General features: G+C 30.9%; 15 protein-coding genes. 1 reads left to right on the plus strand and 14 read right to left on the minus strand.

Translation table 11 applies throughout. The features are described from left to right. Window positions 1-3: 3 nt before the first annotated feature. From LEBU_RS07290 to LEBU_RS07350, 13 genes are all read right to left on the minus strand, one after another. Window positions 4-687, minus strand: a complete 684-nt coding sequence (locus LEBU_RS07290) for a thermonuclease family protein (RefSeq protein WP_015769694.1) — start codon at window positions 685-687, stop codon at window positions 4-6. Between the two features lie 18 nt (window positions 688-705). Then, window positions 706-1,839: a trans-sulfuration enzyme family protein gene (locus LEBU_RS07295; RefSeq protein ID WP_041760963.1), complete on the minus strand. Its 1,134-nt coding sequence runs from the start codon at window positions 1,837-1,839 to the stop codon at window positions 706-708. A gap of 304 nt (window positions 1,840-2,143) precedes the next feature. Next, window positions 2,144-2,713: a GNAT family N-acetyltransferase gene (locus LEBU_RS07300; RefSeq protein ID WP_015769696.1), complete on the minus strand. Its 570-nt coding sequence runs from the start codon at window positions 2,711-2,713 to the stop codon at window positions 2,144-2,146. Window positions 2,714-2,856: 143 nt separating this feature from the next. Further along, complete coding sequence (locus tag LEBU_RS07305) at window positions 2,857-3,528, minus strand: uracil-DNA glycosylase (protein ID WP_015769697.1); 672 nt, start codon at window positions 3,526-3,528, stop codon at window positions 2,857-2,859. A gap of 55 nt (window positions 3,529-3,583) precedes the next feature. After that, window positions 3,584-4,420, minus strand: coding sequence for an energy-coupling factor transporter transmembrane component T family protein (locus LEBU_RS07310; RefSeq protein WP_015769698.1), 837 nt, complete (start codon window positions 4,418-4,420; stop codon window positions 3,584-3,586). Further along, a complete protein-coding gene (locus tag LEBU_RS07315; RefSeq protein WP_015769699.1) occupies window positions 4,421-6,133 on the minus strand; it encodes an ABC transporter ATP-binding protein in 1,713 nt (570 codons plus the stop codon). A gap of 153 nt (window positions 6,134-6,286) precedes the next feature. Continuing rightward, window positions 6,287-6,829 carry an ECF-type riboflavin transporter substrate-binding protein gene (locus LEBU_RS07320; RefSeq protein ID WP_015769700.1) on the minus strand — a complete coding sequence of 181 codons (543 nt, stop codon included), beginning with the start codon at window positions 6,827-6,829 and terminating at the stop codon, window positions 6,287-6,289. A gap of 111 nt (window positions 6,830-6,940) precedes the next feature. Then, entirely contained in the window at window positions 6,941-7,426 is a 486-nt protein-coding gene (locus LEBU_RS07325) for a deoxycytidylate deaminase (RefSeq protein ID WP_015769701.1), read from the minus strand. A gap of 37 nt (window positions 7,427-7,463) precedes the next feature. Continuing rightward, the gene (gene xseA, locus LEBU_RS07330) at window positions 7,464-8,804 is read right to left on the minus strand and encodes an exodeoxyribonuclease VII large subunit (protein ID WP_015769702.1); all 1,341 of its coding nucleotides are present in this window, start codon (window positions 8,802-8,804) and stop codon (window positions 7,464-7,466) included. Between the two features lie 256 nt (window positions 8,805-9,060). Next, entirely contained in the window at window positions 9,061-9,315 is a 255-nt protein-coding gene (locus LEBU_RS07335) for a hypothetical protein (protein WP_041760622.1), read from the minus strand. A gap of 168 nt (window positions 9,316-9,483) precedes the next feature. Then, window positions 9,484-10,233: a class I SAM-dependent methyltransferase gene (locus LEBU_RS07340; protein WP_015769703.1), complete on the minus strand. Its 750-nt coding sequence runs from the start codon at window positions 10,231-10,233 to the stop codon at window positions 9,484-9,486. Window positions 10,234-10,475: 242 nt separating this feature from the next. Then, complete coding sequence (locus tag LEBU_RS07345) at window positions 10,476-12,242, minus strand: AAA family ATPase (RefSeq protein WP_015769704.1); 1,767 nt, start codon at window positions 12,240-12,242, stop codon at window positions 10,476-10,478. Between the two features lie 75 nt (window positions 12,243-12,317). Further along, entirely contained in the window at window positions 12,318-13,169 is an 852-nt protein-coding gene (locus tag LEBU_RS07350) for an AraC family transcriptional regulator (RefSeq protein ID WP_015769705.1), read from the minus strand. 160 nt (window positions 13,170-13,329) lie between these two features. Between LEBU_RS07350 and LEBU_RS11775 the strand changes: the two genes are divergently transcribed. Further along, window positions 13,330-16,170, plus strand: coding sequence for a sucrose-6-phosphate hydrolase (locus LEBU_RS11775; RefSeq protein WP_015769706.1), 2,841 nt, complete (start codon window positions 13,330-13,332; stop codon window positions 16,168-16,170). A 401-nt stretch (window positions 16,171-16,571) separates the two neighbouring features. Here the strand turns inward: LEBU_RS11775 and LEBU_RS07365 are convergent, their stop codons facing one another. Continuing rightward, window positions 16,572-17,675, minus strand: coding sequence for an ABC transporter ATP-binding protein (locus tag LEBU_RS07365; protein ID WP_015769707.1), 1,104 nt, complete (start codon window positions 17,673-17,675; stop codon window positions 16,572-16,574). Between the last annotated feature and the right edge of the window lie 22 nt (window positions 17,676-17,697).

Raw genomic sequence — 17,697 nt, forward strand, 5'->3', positions numbered from 1 at the left:
TCATTATTTGCTTTTTGTTTTGCTTGTTGCTGCCGCCTTTTTCTCTTTTCTATAATTCCACGGTTCTACATATCCCCTTTTTCCAAACAGCCCAAGTTTATTTTTTTTGGCATTTTCCTGATAAGCCTGCATTTTAGTATCTTTTTTATCGTATTCCTGATACCACCATGCATTCCCGTTTTTTACCATTTCTTCATTTACATTTTTCCCATTAACATAAACAACAGCCACCGTTCTGCCATATCTATCCCTATTTTTCTCCTCAATTTCAAGTGTCTTTCCATTTACCAGCTTTTCCAACGCCTGCTTACTCTCAATTCCATAATCCTGTGTTTTTTCAGGAGCATCAATTCCAAACATCCTGATTTTCACAATTTCTCCGACAAACTTTCCATTTTCCACTTTCTGAACATTCAGAGTATCTCCATCGCTGACTTTTACAGCCTGATAACCTTTCAGAATAGTTGGATTTTGCACAACTTTAGCATTTAAAGAATTATTTTTTGTACTTCTTGCAGCTGTACTTTTTTTGGAATTAGTTGTTTTTGCTCTTTTTTTACTCGATTTCGAATTAACTCCATTATATGCAAATCCAAATATTGCTAATAACACAGTAATTATCGCAGCAATTAGTTTTTCATTTCCATTTTTTGAACTTTTTCCAGTTCCTTTTTTTCTCGTTACCATCTATTTTCCCTTTATTTTTTATTTTTCCAATGCCTGTTTAAAATCTTCAATCAAATCATCAATATTCTCAAATCCGACAGCTATTCTTATCAATGAGTTTGTAAATCCTCTTGCTTCCTTTTCTTCGTCAGGCATTTCGGCATGCGTAATCGTACTTGGATGAGTTACCAAAGTCTCTGCTCCACCAAGACTTGCTGCAAATAGTGCCACTTTCAAGCTTTCAAAAAATGTTTTTACTTTCGAATCGTCCTTTAAAGTGAAAGAGAATACTGAACCTCCACCTGTTGCCTGACTTTCATGAATTTTTTTGCCTTTATTTGTATCCAAAGTCGGATAGTAAATTTTATCAACTGCATCATGGCTTTGAAAAAATTCTATCAGTTTTTCTGCATTCCTTTGTGCCGCTTCCACTCTAAGTTTCAATGTTTTAAGACTTCTCATCAAAAGCCAGCTGTCAAATGGAGAAATTAAAGCTCCAGCCGCAACTTGTGAAAATTTAATTTTTTCCGCAAGTTCCTCATCATTTGTAATCGCAACTCCAGCCAGCAAATCATGATGTCCAGATAAAAATTTAGTTGCACTATGAATTACAATATCAATCCCAAAATCAAGTGGTTTTTGCAAATATGGAGTCATAAAAGTGTTGTCTGCAATTGTTATCAAGTTATGCTCTTTTGCAATTTCTACAACTCCTCTCATATCCGTAACATCAAGCAATGGATTTGATGGTGTTTCAATAAAAATAGCTTTGGTATTTTTTTTAATAGCATTCCGAATATTATCCAGATCAGTTGTATCGACAAAAGTGTATTCCAATCCAAATTTTGAATAAATATCATGAACAATCCTATAAGTCCCACCATAAATATCCTGACCTAAAATAATATGATCTCCAGCTTTGAACATTGTAAATACAGACGTTGTAGTCGCCATTCCCGATGAAAAGGCATACCCATATTTCCCATTTTCCAATGCAGCAAGTATTTCTTCCAACTCGTTTCTTGTAGGTGCCGAAACTCTTGAATATTCAAATTCCTGCGTTACTCCAAATTCTGCAACAGGAAAAGTTGAAGCAAAATTAACATTCGTTCCCCAAAGTTCTCTCTTTTTTCCTTTTCTTATTCCATGTATCGTTTTTGTTTCAAATTTCATAACACTCTCACACTCCATTTCTTTCTCTTTTTCTTAAATGTGTTTAATAATCTTCTTAGATTAAGATTTTTATATTTTAATTAATAATTTTTTCTTTATTTTATATTTTCTCTTTTTTTAACGCAAGGGAAATCAATCGCCATTTCCCTTGCATCCCTGGCTCGTCTAAACATTTTTTTGAAACAAAATTGAAACTCGCTACGTACAACTTCGCTCAAACAGTCAATTTTATTTCAAAAAAATCACGACATTTTAATTCAATTACAAACTATTATTTTGATTAAAAATTATTAAAAATAAATTTTTACAACAATTTATGTGGTATTTTTATTATTTTCTCATAAGCAATTCTCTTTTCACCAACATCAGGCTCTTTATCCAAATAAATCACACCGCAATAGCTGAATCCATTTTTTTCAAGAAACCTTTTCATTGGCTCATTGTTTCCATGTGTATCCGCTTTTATACTGAGTATTTTATTTTTTATACATTCCTTTTCCGAAAATTCCAATATCTTTGTTGCGATTCCTTTATTCTTTATTTCAGAATCAACTGCCAGCCTGTGAATTACAATATAATCATCGTTTGTTATCCATTTTCCTTCAATTTTAGAATATGGTTCTTCCTTTTTAGGCGACAATACAATAGTTCCGACAATTTTTTTAGAAATCTGATTTTCGGATTTATCATTTTTTTCAGAAATTTCTTCTAAAACATAACTAATCCCATTTTTCACATCATTTTCAATAACTTCTCTATCTGGATATCCATTTTGCCATTGATCCAGCCCTAACTTCTTCAATTCAATTTTTGCCTTTTCAATGATTTCCAAAATTCTCTCCACATCATCAAAAGTTGATTTTCTAAAATTCACAAAAACTCCTCCCTTTCGTAAAATTTAAATAATCATTTAAAAAATTTCTTTGGAATTTTGTTAACACAGTAACCTTCTATTTTTGGGCAAGAGAACTTAACCCCTAGATAGCAATGGTACTCAAATTTTATAATTTTTTATTTTTATATTTGCCAGTCAATTTCCTCTTTCCCTAGTTCTTTTAAAATATCATTGGCTTTCTTAAAGTGTCCACACCCAAAAAATCCACGGCTTGCAGATAATGGGCTTGGATGAACACTTTCCAAAACATAATGTTTATTTGTATCAATAAAGGCTTTCTTGCTTTTGGCATTATTTCCCCAAAGTATGAAAATTATTGGCGCTTCACGTTCATTCAAATATTTTATCACATTATCTGTAAAAATTTCCCAGCCTATTTTTGAATGTGAGTTGGCATTTCCAGCGACTACAGTAAGTGCCGTATTTAAAAGTAATACTCCCTGTTTTGCCCATTTTTCAAGAAATCCATTTTTACTCATTTTATACCCAAATTCATTTTCAATTTCTTTATAAATATTTTTTAGGGAAGGTGGCAAGGCAACTCCCTGCTTTACAGAAAATGCCAGTCCATGTGCCTGATTTTCTCCATGATATGGATCTTGTCCCAGAATTACAATTTTACAATTTTTATAACTTGTCAATTTGAATGCAGAAAAAATCTCATATTTATCAGGATAAATCGTTTTTGTTTTATATTCCTTTATCAAAAATTTTCTCAAATTTAAGTAATAATCTTTTTCAAATTCCTTTTCTTTTTCAAAAATTTCATCCCAATCATTTCCAATATTAACCATTTTCCAATCATTCCTCTCCTTAAAAATTCAAATCTTATTTCACAGTCAGACCTTTCTAATTTACAAAAGGATTATAAAATCTTCCATCATTTATTTTTATAAGCACAATTGAAGCAATTACGAATATTGCTGTTACAAAGATTGCTATAACATCTGGCATTTTCATTTTTCTTGCCTGATACCACGTTCGCTTTTTTCTTTTCCCAAATCCTCTTAAAATCATTGCATTACTTATAATATCTATTTTTTCAATGCTTGAAAATATTAATGGCATTAATGTATAGGATATATTTTTTATCCTTGTTATTAATTTTACATTTTTGGAAATATCTATTCCTTTTGCCTGCTGTGCTTTACTAATGGTTATAAAATCTTCCTGCACCGTTGGAATATATCTTAGTGCAATCGAAACTGCATAAGAAAATTTGTACGGCACACCTATCCTGTTTAATGAAGACGCAAACTCGCTTGGATTTGTTGTAATTATAAACAGCAGAGCGACAGGAATAACTGAAAAATATTTGATAAATATATTAAATTCATAAAACAGCTGTTCCTTCGTTATTACATAATTTCCAAAAATTTTGAAAATATCATGCCTTGTTCCATAAATTTTTGTTCCTTCGAGCGGAGAAAATAAAAAAATCATAATTAAATTTAACACAAGAAAAATAGTAATTAGATAAAATACAATTTTTATTTCATTAAACTTTATTTTGGAAATTCTGAAAAGTACAAATCCTAAAAATGTCAAAGCTAAAAGAAGCCTCGTATCGTAAGTAAACATAATTGCAACAGTCCATAGTATAAAACAAATCAGTTTTGCCGCTCCATTTAGTCTATGAATCACAGAATCCTTTTCAATATACTCCAGTAAAAATGTACCTGCCATCTAATCACCCGCCTTTTTCTGCTCTTTTTCATAATGTACAAATGTTCTTATAAGCTCTTCGGAATTTATCCCAGCCTTTTCCGCCACATAATGAAGTGAAGTTTCCTTCAAATTTGCCTGTTCCAACACATTCCTATCTGCCAAAATCTGTGCTGGATTTCCTGATTTTATAATTTTACCTTCATTAAAAACGTATGCCTTGTCAGTATACTCTAACATCAGATGCATATCATGCGTTATAAATAAAATTGTAATTCCAAATTCATTCAGCTGTTTCAAAAATTCCATTATTTCCCTGTAATGAAATAAATCCTGCCCTGCTGTCGGCTCATCCACTATTATCATCTCAGGCTGTAACACAAGGACAGATGCTATTGTAACCCTTTTTTTCTGACCATAACTAAGTGCTTTTATAGGCCATTTCCTAAACGACTTTAATTTACATATTTCCAGAATTTCAATAACTCTTTTTTCTATTTCATCTTCTGAAACTCCTCTAGTTTTAAGTCCTAACGCAACTTCATCAAAAACTGTAACTTTTGAAATCATTGCATTCGGATTTTGCAGCACAAAACCTATTTTCTCAGCTCTTTTTGTTATATTTTCATCACTTATATCCAAATTTTTATAATAAATCTTTCCTTCGTCCTGCTTTTCAAATCCTGCAATAACCTTTGACAGCGTAGATTTTCCAGCTCCATTTGAACCAACTATGCTTATCATTTCACCTTTTTTTACATCTATATCTATGTTTTTTAATATTTTTCTTTTCTTATTGTATGAAAATGAGATATTTCCAAGTTTTAATAATGTTTCTTCAGATTTTTCCCTTGCTTTCGGAGAATTATATTTTATCCAGTTTAAAATGCCGTCTTTTGCTTCAGAAAAATTAATCTTTTCAATATTAGAAATACTGCTATATTTTTCAAGGTTGACATTACTGTATTTTAGCAAGGAAATATACAAAGGCTCTCTTATGTTCATCTTGCTCAATAAATTTCCAGTTAAAATATCATCTGGCGTATCATCAGCAACAATTCTGCCTTCATTCACAACAATAATCCTGTCAATTCCCCTGTGCAGCACATCTTCAAGCCTATGCTCTATAATTATTGTAGTTAGTTTTTTATTATTATGAAGTTCATCTATCAGTTCGATAGCATATTTTCCGCTCAAAGGGTCAAGATTTGCAAGTGGTTCATCGTAAAGAACAATATTGGTATCGTCCACCATTATTCCAGCAAGTGATACTTTCTGCTTCTGTCCTCCTGACAAATCATGTGGCTTCAAGTCAAGCAATGTTTCAATTTTTACAAATTTTGCAATTTCCTTTACCTTCTCTTTCATAATCTGTGTCTCTACTTCATCATTTTCCAGAGCAAACGCTATATCTTCCGCAACAGTAAGCCCCACAAACTGTGCATCCGAATCCTGAAGAACAGTTCCCACATATTTAGAATGTTCAAATACCTCCTTACACTTTTTCCCATAAATCTCAAACTTTCCTGTTATTTCCCCCTTGTAAAAATAAGGAACAAGTCCATTTATACAATGTCCCAAAGTACTTTTCCCAGAGCCTGACGGCCCTATTATAACGACTTTCTCCCCTTCATAAATTTTCAAATTTATATTATGTAATGTAGGTTCCGACTGACTTTCGTACTTAAATGTAAAATTTTCAAAATTTACAGCAATTTTTCTATTTTTGTCCAAACTCTCCTCCTTTCGAGTTGAAAATATATTTTTATTTAAATCTATTCAATAATCTAAATTGTAAACTTTTTATTTTATAAAGATTAAACAAAATACCCGCCTAATCTTCTCATAGCCATCTAAAACTATTTTGAAAAATGCGGGTTATTTGTATTATTCCTGTTTTAAGCTTCCTTTGCTTACTATTGTTTTTGAAAATGCAAATATTAAAATTGTACCTAAAATTGCTACAACTATCATATTTCCAAGTGCCGCTGTAACTCCTTGTGCAAATGCTTTTGCTTGCGGTTCCTTATATATTGCAATATCAATAATTGGAGCTAGAACTACCCAGCTTATCAAACTTATAATTACTTCTCCCACTATAAATTTTACAATTTTTGCTCCATTAAAATTCTCGATTTTAACAATTTTTCCTAAAAATCCAGTTGCCAGTCCAAAAAATGCTGCCGCTGCAACCCAGCTGAACCACACACTTCCATATCCCGAAATATCATTAAGCGTATGCCCAATAAATCCAATCCCTAGACCAACTGCAGGCCCATATATAAATGCCATCAACGCCAGAAAAGCAAAAGTTACTTGTAATGTCGTATTAGGAATTGGTGTCGGAATTGCTACAAATCTTGATAATACAATATAAATCGCTGCACCGATTCCCATTGCTACCACTTTTTTAATTGTTGTTGCTTCCATTAGTCTCACCTCTTTTAAAATTTTCAAAAGTTTAAATACATTATATACTAATATTACTTTTTTCTCAACTAAAAATAACAATACTTTTTCATAAATTTTATTAAATTATATTTAATCTTTAAACTGGATATTTATCACTTCTTTCTCAATTTCAAGATGTTTCGTTTCTACCTGTGCATTTTCAAAAATCCTTTTTGAAGCCTTTGTAGAATCAAGCGACTTGTGTTTATCGGAAAAATATATTACCTTTTTTATTCCTGACTGTACGATTGCTTTTGCACATTCATTACATGGGAAATGCGTCACATAAATAGTACTGTTCTTCAATGATTTTATACTATTAAGAATAGCGTTCAGTTCAGCATGCACAACATAAGGATATTTGGTATCCAAAAATTCTCCATCTTTATCCCAAGGCATACTATCATCAGAACTTCCCATTGGAAACCCATTATATCCAATTCCTATTATTTTCTTATCTTCGTCAATAATACATGCCCCCACCTGTGTAGACGGGTCTTTGCTTCTCATTCCAGACAAAAATGCAATTCCCATGAAATATTCATCCCACGATAAATAATTTTCTCTTTTAGACATTTTTATACCTCGCTTTCTAAAATATCTAATATTTTAATTACTTAACAACCACTTTCTTCTTAACATCCGAAAACTCTATCTCCAATTTATCTTCCTTACTAAGTTCAATCCCTCTCTTAACAATTTTGCCATTTTTTCGAGTTATTGTATAACCTTGTTTCAAAATATCACTTACTGAATATTTCGAAAGCTGTGCCTTTTTATATTTGAGTTCCTTTTTTCGATTTTCAAAAGATTCCAGTATTATTTGGTTAAGTTCGGCTGATTTTTTCTTTAAATTTTCTTTTTCACTTAAAATTATTTTTTGTAAATTAATTCTATCAAATCTCTGTTTTCGGTAATCCAGCTGTTCTCGTGATTTTTGTACAATTCTTCTAAGTTCCCTTGATAATTTCTGTTCTTTTTCCATCAAGTCAAATTTTTTATTATCCAGAATATTTGCAAAATTCTTTATGTAATAGTTATTTTTTCTGTATTCTAGCTCTTTTTTCATCATTGTAACTTTATTTAAAAGTAATTTACTCAAAAGATTCTTTTTACTTTCCAGTTCATCTGTCAATTTTTCTTTTTCAGGAATCAAGATTTCTGCTGCCTGAGTTGGTGTAGCCGCCCGTTTATCTGCAACCAAGTCTGAAAGCAAGTTGTCAATTTCGTGACCTACCGCTGAAATTACAGGAATCTCAGACTTATAAATGGCTTCTATCACTTCTTCCTCATTAAATGCCCACAAATCCTCAATACTTCCTCCACCACGTCCAACAATAAGTGTATCTATTTTAAGCTGTTTTTCTTCATTCATTCTATTAAAAAACTCAATCCCTGCTGAAACTTCCCGTGCAGCCCCTTCTCCCTGAACCTTTGCTGGATAAAGGTAAATATTCACATTTGGAAACCTTTTGTGTGTCGTGTTTATAATATCTCTGATTGCAGCCCCTGTATCAGCTGTTACAACAGCGATATTTATAGGTAATTTGGGTAATTGTTTTTTTATTTCATCAGAAAAATATCCCTTTTCAAAGTACAACTTTTTAAGCATTTCCATTTTCTCATAAAGCAGTCCAAGAGAATTACTTTTTTCAAGAAAATCCGCAACAATCTGATAACTTCCATTTGCTTCATAAAGCGTAACGCTACCCCGAATTTTTACCAAATCCCCTTCCTTTAAGTCTTCAGGCACTCCTCTATACTTATAACGAAAAATAGCACATTTTACACTTGCACTTGCATCTTTTAACGTAAAATACAAATGTCCTGAACGATAATATGTAATATTAGAAAGTTCCCCTTCAATAAAAATGTTCTTAAAAGTATTTGTCCCCTCCAAAAACATTTTAACTTCCCTATTTATATCACTTACGGAAAATACTGTTTGTTCCATAATTTCCCTCATTTCTTAGATTTTTTGTTCTTTAATAATAACATATTTCATCTCTTTTCTCAACTGATGAAATTTTTTTACACAATTAATTTAAATATTTTCTAAAATTTTTATAATATGTACTAAAATCTATTTTAAATTAAACTACTAAAATTATATGAATTTAAGGTTTTAGTAAAATAGTTATAGTTTTTGAGTTCAATTTTAAAGTTACCTTACCATATATAATTACAAAACTATAATACTTTACTTAAAACTATATTTCAAGCTCAAAATTTATCATATTGCAATCATGAATTTTATACATATCTGAATTTAAATTAACAAACTTTTCAAAAGAAATTGATTCAAATTTATCATCTTCTGCCAAATGAATAATTTTATCACATTGAAAATTTTTAATTTCCCTATCTTCAAAATCATATCCTGAAGCAAGCCATTGCCCATAAGCAGATGATATTTTGAAAAACTGAACAAAATAATATTTATCTTTATTTTCTTCTTTATACAAAATTTTACAAACTTTTTCTTCTATTGAATTTTCAAGAATTTTCTTTAAAAACGGGCTTTTCTTTTGATATTAAAGGGGGGTTACCTTCTATATATGAAAAGAATATAAAAAAACAGGTCTTCTTATCTTAAATTTGATATTGAATATGCTGTTTTTTTTATTTTGACTCTATTTTCTGAATGTAATGCAATAAAATCTGTTGTTCCATAAAAAATCTGTTTTCTTTTCTTTTACACTTTCAGGTATACATTTTTGGATTTCACTTAAATCAAAATCTGTATTTTTATAGTAATTTTTTGTAAAAATACTTTTTTTATATTGAGTTCTAATAAAATCTTCAGTTTCGTCTGCAATCATTATCTTTGAACCAGGTTTTGATACACGAATCATTTCTTTTATAGCTAGAGCCTTATCAGTAAAAAAATTAATTCCTCCCACATGAAAAACAATATCAAAAACATTATCTTTAAAAGGTAAATCTTCAGCACAGCAATTTACTAATGTAAGATTTGTTCTTTTTTTCCAGATAGAATGGCACTTTTTTAACATTCCATAGGAAATGTCTATACCTGTAAAGTCTAAAGATTTTAAATCAACATTTTGTGGAATAAAATTTAAATCCTTTCCCGTACCGATAGAAACATATAAAACAGAAATGCTATTTCTCCACTCCAGATGTTTCATAAGATTTTTTCTCATTTCTGAAACTGTATTACCATATCTGAACAATCCTATCCATTTTTCACCAAAATCATACCAAAATGATAACTTATCATACATATTCATATATTTTTTATTATCTCCTACGAGATAGTCTCTGTTTACATATGAAAATATTTTTCCATCTCCTTTTAAGTTTTCAATATCAATATTTTCTTTAATTTTTTCTAGAAATTTTTCCTTATCACTTCTCATCATAGCACTCTCTTTCAATTTTTTATTATACAAACTAAATTTATTTATAATGAATTTTCTGATTAAACAGATAACACTATATATAGTGCAATTTCTTTAATATCGAATTAATGATTCCATACAAAAATTAATTAAATGAAAATTCTCAGTTTTACTTTAAAGTAGTTTCATTATATCTAGCTTTAGACAAAAAAGCTGAACTCAAAATTTTAAGCATTTTGAGACAACCTCTTTTTTATAATAAATTATTCTTCCTCTGCTACAACCTCCACATCCTTCTTCCTGAATCCCATCCCAATTTTCGCAATTTCCTTATAACCTTCATATTTTAACCCTTCAGAATAATTCCTGTCATTTATTTGCTTCAAGGCGCTTCTTGCAGTTCTTTTCAAATTTTTGCTATCTTTTGCTCTTGAATACTTAAATTCAAATATAAATGCTTTTTTAGTTTTATTTTTTGGCTTCAATACCAAATCAGGAATTCCATCTCCACTTTCTACATTTGATTTTACAAAATAATTTTCTGACATTATGGAAACTAGTCCAATTACAAACAGATGATAAGAATTTTCCTCCTTCAAGTCTCTAAAACTTATCGCATTTTTTAAAAGTTCCCTTATTTCCAATCTAAATTTTTCATAATTTCCATTAATCAAATGCTCTTCAAGTCCATAAAATCTATAATGTCCCCGATAAGTTCTATACAAAAATCTGATTCTGAAAAAATCAAACAGTTCCTCATTTGGAATTTTCAAGTCGTAAACGTTTCTTTCAAGCTTCTTTTCGATGGTTAAATATCCGCTGTGAAGGAAAAACTGCCAAATATTCGCATACCCAAAATCATTCACAAAATAATCCCGCTCAATTTCATAATTTTTTCCATTTTCCCTAACTTCAAATCCGTAATTATTTTTATTCAAGTTCAAGGCATAATCTATATCCTGAAACGTCACAAAATCATAAATTTCCTTCCTTATGCTCTTATGGCTAAGCAACTCCTCCAGCTCAAAAATAATTTTCTCGTCTGAATTTTCCAAATAGTTCATAATTTCATCATTACTTGAAGTATTTACCCAATGTTCTTCAATCTTCTTGTCATCTAAAAAATTAATCGTAGACCAAGGGTTGTAAACTTCATTTTTCCCAAAACAATAACCATTATACCACTTTTTGACTTCTTCCAGTTCGAAGTTAAGCTCGTAATATTTTAATGCCTCTTCAACTTCACTTTCCAAAATCCCAAAATGTTCAGTATAATTATCACTCAAAACAGTATTCACTTTAAGATTGTTGAGTCCAGAAAAAATCCCTTCCTTAGCAATTCTTAAAATCCCTGTTATTACTGTAATTTCCACATAATTATTACCTTTTACCGCATTCTCAAAAAAACTTTTAAAAAATTTTATCGTTTCTTCATAATAACCGTTCGCATGTGCCTTTATTATTGGTTTATCGTATTCATCAATTAGTAAAACTATCTTTTTCCCGTAATATTCGTACAGATACCTTGATAAATCCAGCAAGGCTCTCGTATAATCATAGTCTTTTTTAAACCATACTTTGTCAAATTCAACCAAATCTCTTTCATCTAAATTTTCCCTTAAAAATTTAAACTGATTATAAACATCACTAATAGTCCACTTTATGCTATTATAGCCTTTTTTCCAGTCAGAATCTTCAAAATCCTTAAAACTGATAAAAATAACTGGATTCTGCCCTTGTCTATCAAAATATTCACTTTTAGAAATTTCTAGATTTTCGAAAAGTTTTTTATTTTCATCTTTATTCTTCACATCAAAAAAATACTTTAACATTGACATATTTAGCGATTTCCCAAATCGACGTGGCCTTGTAAACAGAATTCTTGTCGTTCCACTTTCCAGAATTTCTTCAATTAGCCCAGTTTTATCAAAATAATAGTAATTATTTTGTATCATCACTTCAAAATTGTCAATTCCAACTGGCAAATTTTTCTTTTTTTCCACTTTCTCATTTTTTCCCTTTTTAATCATATCCCCTCAATTCCTCTCTTTTTTATTTATTATTAACCACATTATATTTATATTCTTACCAAAAGTCAAATACATTTATTCAATTTTTTTATTCTGGTTTTCAAAAGAATTTTTATATGATTTGCGATAATTTATGGGAGATATATTTTCTTTATTTTTGAATAGTTTTGAGAAATTTTGAGCATCTTCTATTCCGACAGACTGTGCAATAATATTGACTGGATAATCTGTCTGAGTCAGCAGTTCCTTTGCTTTTGCAATTCTTAAATTTGTCAAATAGTCTTTTGGAGCTATTTTCATTTTTTCCTTAAATATTCTGTGCAAATATGTTCTGTCAATGTAAAGAGCTTTTGCAATTTCACTTATGTGTACCGAAGTGTCAAAATTATTTCTCATAATTTGAAGAGCTTTTGCCAAAATTGTGTTTTTGCTATCTTTTTTAGCATAAGTTAATGGAAAACATTCACTCAAATAATAAAGGATTTCCAGAAGCCGTGCATTTAAAAGCAAATCGTTATCCTCTGAAATAACTGATATTTCAAATATTTCAACTATCTTATCCCTTATAATATCCCCGCCTTTTTGTGCTGAAAAAATTGGCTTATTCTTATTAACAGAAGTCCGTCTCAAATATTCAGAAACCATATTCCCTCTAAATCCAATCCAGTAATAAGCCCATGGCTCGTATTCATCCGCTTCATACCAAATAATTTCCTCAGGCTCAATAAAGAAAAACTCTCCCGCCTTCAGATGAAAAGTCTTCCCTCTGGAATAAAAAGTCCCTTTTCCTGATTTTATATAATGCAACATATAGCCACTTCTAGTGGTTGGGCCATATTTGTGCAAAGGTTTTGTTTCTTCATATCCGACTGTGTATAAAAATAGATTTTCATTGTTGTTTGAATTATTAAAAAAATATCTTGCCATATTTTTGCACTCCTCTACAAATCAACTTATTTTGTCTACATTATACCATTGTCTAAAACTTGAATCAAGGTATAATTTAATCAGAAAAAAGATATATAGAATATTTTTAAACAAAAATAATTTTATAAAAAAGCCACATATTTATAAGGAGGAAATTTTTATGGAAAGAAAATTTGAAGATATTACAACAGCCATTGCTGAAAAAGTTGGAGGTAGTGAGAATATTCAGTCAGTTACTCACTGTGCAACAAGATTACGTCTGGTGTTAAATGATTTTGAGAAAGTTAAAATGGAAGAAATTGAAAATTTAAGGCTTGTAAAAGGGGCATTTGTCGCTGGAAATCAGCTACAGATAATATTTGGGGCTGGACTTGTAAATGATGTTTACAGGGAACTGGCAGACTCACTTGGATATTCTGTCAATCATCCATCAGCCAAAACAGCCGAAGAATCAGCAGTAAAACAGAATCCTTTTCAAAAATTTATAAAATCAATATCTGACGTTTTTATAGAAATAATGCCTTGTATCCTTGCAGCCGCATTATTAATGGGACTTACATCCCTTCTTACAACAAAAGGCCTTTTTGGCAACAAAACAATCGTTGAAATGATTCCGCAAATTGCAGGAATTAACAGAATGGTATCAATCGCTTCAACTGGAATATTTGCATTATTGCCAATGATTGTGGCATATTCGGCTACGAAAAGATTTGGAGGTCGAGCTTCACTTGGACTTGCAATAGGAGCTGTAATGATTCACCCTGATTTAGCAAATGCTTTTAGTGTAGCAGGAGGTTCAGCAAAGCCTGAAATAATTAATGTTTTTGGATTAAATATAGAATTAGTCGGTTTTCAAGGCGGAATAATTATAGCACTTATGATTGGTTACATTGTTGCTTCTCTTGACAAATTCTTTAATAAAGTATTGCCTGACTTAATAAAATTTGTACTTGCACCAATGCTTACAATTTTAATTTCATCAATTCTGTTATTTACAGTTATCGGGCCGTTTGGACGTGAACTTGGAAACGGATTAACTAACGGACTGCTTTGGATTGCTGAACATACTGGAGTTTTTGGATATATGCTTTTTGCAGGAGTACAGCAAGTAATTGTAATTACAGGACTACATCACACTTTTGGAGCAATAGAGGCACAGCTTCTTGCAAGTACAAACCATGATTTCTTAAACCCGCTAATGTCAGTAGCTTTAGTTGCACAAGGTGGAGCAGTGTTAGGGTACATGTTTCTTCATCGTAATAACAACAAAACAAAGGAAATCTGCATATCAGCATTTACATCTGTTTTATTCGGTATTTCAGAGCCAGCATTATTTGGTGTCAACATTAAATACAAATACCCATTAATAGCAGGATGTATCGCAGGAGCAATCAGCGAAGCCTACGTTTATTTCAGCAAACTGACTGCAACAGGTTTTGGAACAACAGGAGTACCTGGTTTTACAATCGTCGAACCTGCAAACAACGGACACTTAAACTTTATAATTGCACATTTAATAGCAGTTCTGGCAGGTATTGGATTAACAATAATGATTGGAAAAGTTTACGAGAAAAAAATAAAAAAAGAAGTTGATAAAATGGTTAAAAACAGCCCTTTCAGGCAAAAATTTCACATTGAAGCTCCAAGCGGTTATTTAAATGATCCGAACGGCTTTAGCTTTTTTAATGGCGAGTGCAATTTATTTTACCAATGGACTCCTTATATGTATTCATCTGAAAATGTCTGGTATCAAGGATGGTATCATTTAAAAGGGACTGATTTTCTAACTTGGGAAAAACTGGGAGCAGGAATTGAGGCAGATGAAAGATTTGCTACTCATGGTGCATATTCTGGAAGTGCTATTGCTGATGATGATAAATTAACAATATTTTACACAGGAAATACAAGAAATGAAGACTGGCAACGGATTCCTTATCAAGTTATTGCTACAATGGACAAAAACAATATAATTACAAAACGTGAAAATCCTGAAATCACAGGTATTTTAGATGGATACACCGATCATTTTAGATATCCTAAAATATGGAAAAATTTTGATGGGGAATATTACGCAATAATAGGAATACAAAGAAAAAATTTGACAGGAACAGCGGTAATTGCACATTCTAAAGACACATATAACTGGCAAATACTGGGAGAAATTGACACAAACCTAAAAAATTTTGGATATATGTGGGAATGTCCTGACTACTTTGAACTCGAAGATAACGGAGTGTTCGTTTTTTCACCACAAGGATTATATCCGCAAGGGAACGATTATCACAATATTTATCAGACAGGATATTTAATAGGAGATAAAATTGATAAAAACAATCTAAAATTAAATGAAATAACTGATTTTCAGGAACTTGACAAAGGTTTTGACTTTTATGCTCCACAATCTACAAGCACACCCGATAACCGCAGAATCCTAATTGGCTGGATGGGACTTCCTGAAATGAAATATCCGACTGAAAAATACGGATATTGCGGATGCCTAACTTTGCCTAGGGAATTAACAATCAAAAATGGAAAATTATATCAAAATCCAGTAAAAGAAATTGACAAATATAGAAAAAATAAGATAATTTTAAATAAAGAGGAACTCAAAACTGGAATTTCAGCAGAAAACTCATACGAACTTCAAGCAAAATTTGAAAATATAAAAGAATCATTTACCATCGACTTATTTTCCAATGAAAAACACACTGAATACGCCAGAATAAAATATTCAGCCACGAAAAAAGAACTATGGCTAGACAGAGGAAATATGGACATCCCTGTAAACGAAAGCCATGGAACAAAAAGACTAATTGCAAATAATCTTGAAAATAATTTAACTCTTGACATTTTTGTTGACACAAGTTCTATCGAAATATTTGTAAATAACGGAGAAAAAATCGCCTCTTCAAGAATTTTTACAACAAATGAAGAAAGATTTATTTTTGCTGATTTAAAAGAAAACGCAGGAAAAATAACTTATGTAGAACTTGATTTTTAATATTTCACTTTTATTCTAATTCTTTTATAAAATATCAAATTAACTAGATTCATTATTAAAAAATCTAACTTTTTATTTAATAACTATTCTCCTTTTAAATAGTAAATGTTTAATAAAGTTTGAATTACATATTTTATTATGTTTTTTCTTTTTTTCTCGCAGGATTGCTCATTGCCGCAAATCCTGCACCTATGGCCAGTCTATGACATTTTTCTGCACTGACAAAAAGCTCGCTATGCTAAAACAGTTTTGCCAGTACAGAAAAATGCTTCGACAGATTAGTTTATACTAGATTCTATTTAAAAAGTGAAAATTATATTTTAATCATTTGAAAATAATTAAAAACTCAGATAACTTCCAAGCTACCTGAGTTTAATCAAATATATAAACAACTATTTGGATTACAAACTTATATTTTCTTCAGTTTCTATATCAAAAATATGTGCCTTTGTCGTATCAAATCTAAATATTTTTTCTACTTTCTGATTTGACAAATCATCAATTCCTTCCACGTTCATTCGACAAGTCAGCTGATAATTTCCTAGCGAGAAATAAATATATTCTTCATTTCCCATTTGTTCCACAACGCTCACTTTTCCTTTTTTAGAAACACTGTCTTCTTTTTCAGCAACAGTTATACTTTCAGGACGCATTCCAAATGTAACTTTTTTTCCTATGTGTGATTTTAATTTATTGGCTTTTTCTCCTAAAATTTCTATTAATGTTCCGTCTAATGAAAAGTATATTTTTCCGTTTTCTTCTTTTAATTCCCCATCAATAAGGTTCATTGTTGGAGATCCGATAAATCCTGCAACAAATTTGTTGGCTGGATAATGGTATAAATTTAATGGCGTATCAACTTGCATTATTTTTCCTGAACGCATTACTGTTATTCTATCTCCCATTGTCATTGCCTCAACCTGATCATGCGTTACGTAAATCATCGTTGTTTTTAGTTCTTTGTGAAGCTGTGTAATTCTTAGTCTCATTGATACTCTTAATTTTGCGTCCAAATTTGAAAGCGGCTCATCAAACAGGAATACATCTGGATTTCTCACAATTGCTCTTCCAAGAGCTACCCTTTGTCTTTGTCCACCTGACATTTCTTTAGGTTTTCTATCTAATAATTCTGTAATTTCAAGCTTTTCAGCGGCTTCTCTCACACGTCTATCTATCTCATCTTTTGGAGTTTTTTTCAATTTTAACCCGAAAGACATATTTTCATAAACTGTCATATGTGGATAAAGCGCATAATTTTGGAAAACCATTGATATTCCTCTGTCTTTTGGAGGAACATTATTAACTAGTCTGTCGCCTATATAAACTTCTCCACCAGTAATGTCTTCAAGTCCTGCAATCATTCTCAAAGTTGTTGACTTTGCACAGCCTGAAGGTCCTACAAACACCATAAATTCCCCATCTTTTATATCTAAATCTATTCCATGAACTGCCTTAAAACCATTTGGATATTGTTTTTCCACTTTTTTTAATCTTACTTCAGCCATTTATATTCCTCCATTTTTTCTA

Source organism: Leptotrichia buccalis C-1013-b, from assembly GCF_000023905.1.
Taxonomy (GTDB): domain Bacteria; phylum Fusobacteriota; class Fusobacteriia; order Fusobacteriales; family Leptotrichiaceae; genus Leptotrichia; species Leptotrichia buccalis.

Bases quoted from the DNA above. Each gene is read 5' to 3' on its own strand.
- LEBU_RS07310 (WP_015769698.1), bottom strand. From the start codon at position 4,420: ATGGCAGGTACATTTTTACTGGAGTATATTGAAAAGGATTCTGTGATT.
- LEBU_RS07350 (WP_015769705.1), bottom strand. From the start codon at position 13,169: ATGGCAAGATATTTTTTTAATAATTCAAACAACAATGAAAATCTATTT.
- LEBU_RS07305 (WP_015769697.1), bottom strand. From the start codon at position 3,528: ATGGTTAATATTGGAAATGATTGGGATGAAATTTTTGAAAAAGAAAAG.
- LEBU_RS07345 (WP_015769704.1), bottom strand. From the start codon at position 12,242: ATGATTAAAAAGGGAAAAAATGAGAAAGTGGAAAAAAAGAAAAATTTG.
- LEBU_RS07325 (WP_015769701.1), bottom strand. From the start codon at position 7,426: ATGTCTAAAAGAGAAAATTATTTATCGTGGGATGAATATTTCATGGGA.
- LEBU_RS11775 (WP_015769706.1), top strand. From the start codon at position 13,330: ATGGAAAGAAAATTTGAAGATATTACAACAGCCATTGCTGAAAAAGTT.
- xseA (WP_015769702.1), bottom strand. From the start codon at position 8,804: ATGGAACAAACAGTATTTTCCGTAAGTGATATAAATAGGGAAGTTAAA.
- LEBU_RS07365 (WP_015769707.1), bottom strand. From the start codon at position 17,675: ATGGCTGAAGTAAGATTAAAAAAAGTGGAAAAACAATATCCAAATGGT.
- LEBU_RS07340 (WP_015769703.1), bottom strand. From the start codon at position 10,233: ATGATGAGAAGTGATAAGGAAAAATTTCTAGAAAAAATTAAAGAAAAT.
- LEBU_RS07320 (WP_015769700.1), bottom strand. From the start codon at position 6,829: ATGGAAGCAACAACAATTAAAAAAGTGGTAGCAATGGGAATCGGTGCA.
- LEBU_RS07290 (WP_015769694.1), bottom strand. From the start codon at position 687: ATGGTAACGAGAAAAAAAGGAACTGGAAAAAGTTCAAAAAATGGAAAT.
- LEBU_RS07295 (WP_041760963.1), bottom strand. From the start codon at position 1,839: ATGAAATTTGAAACAAAAACGATACATGGAATAAGAAAAGGAAAAAAG.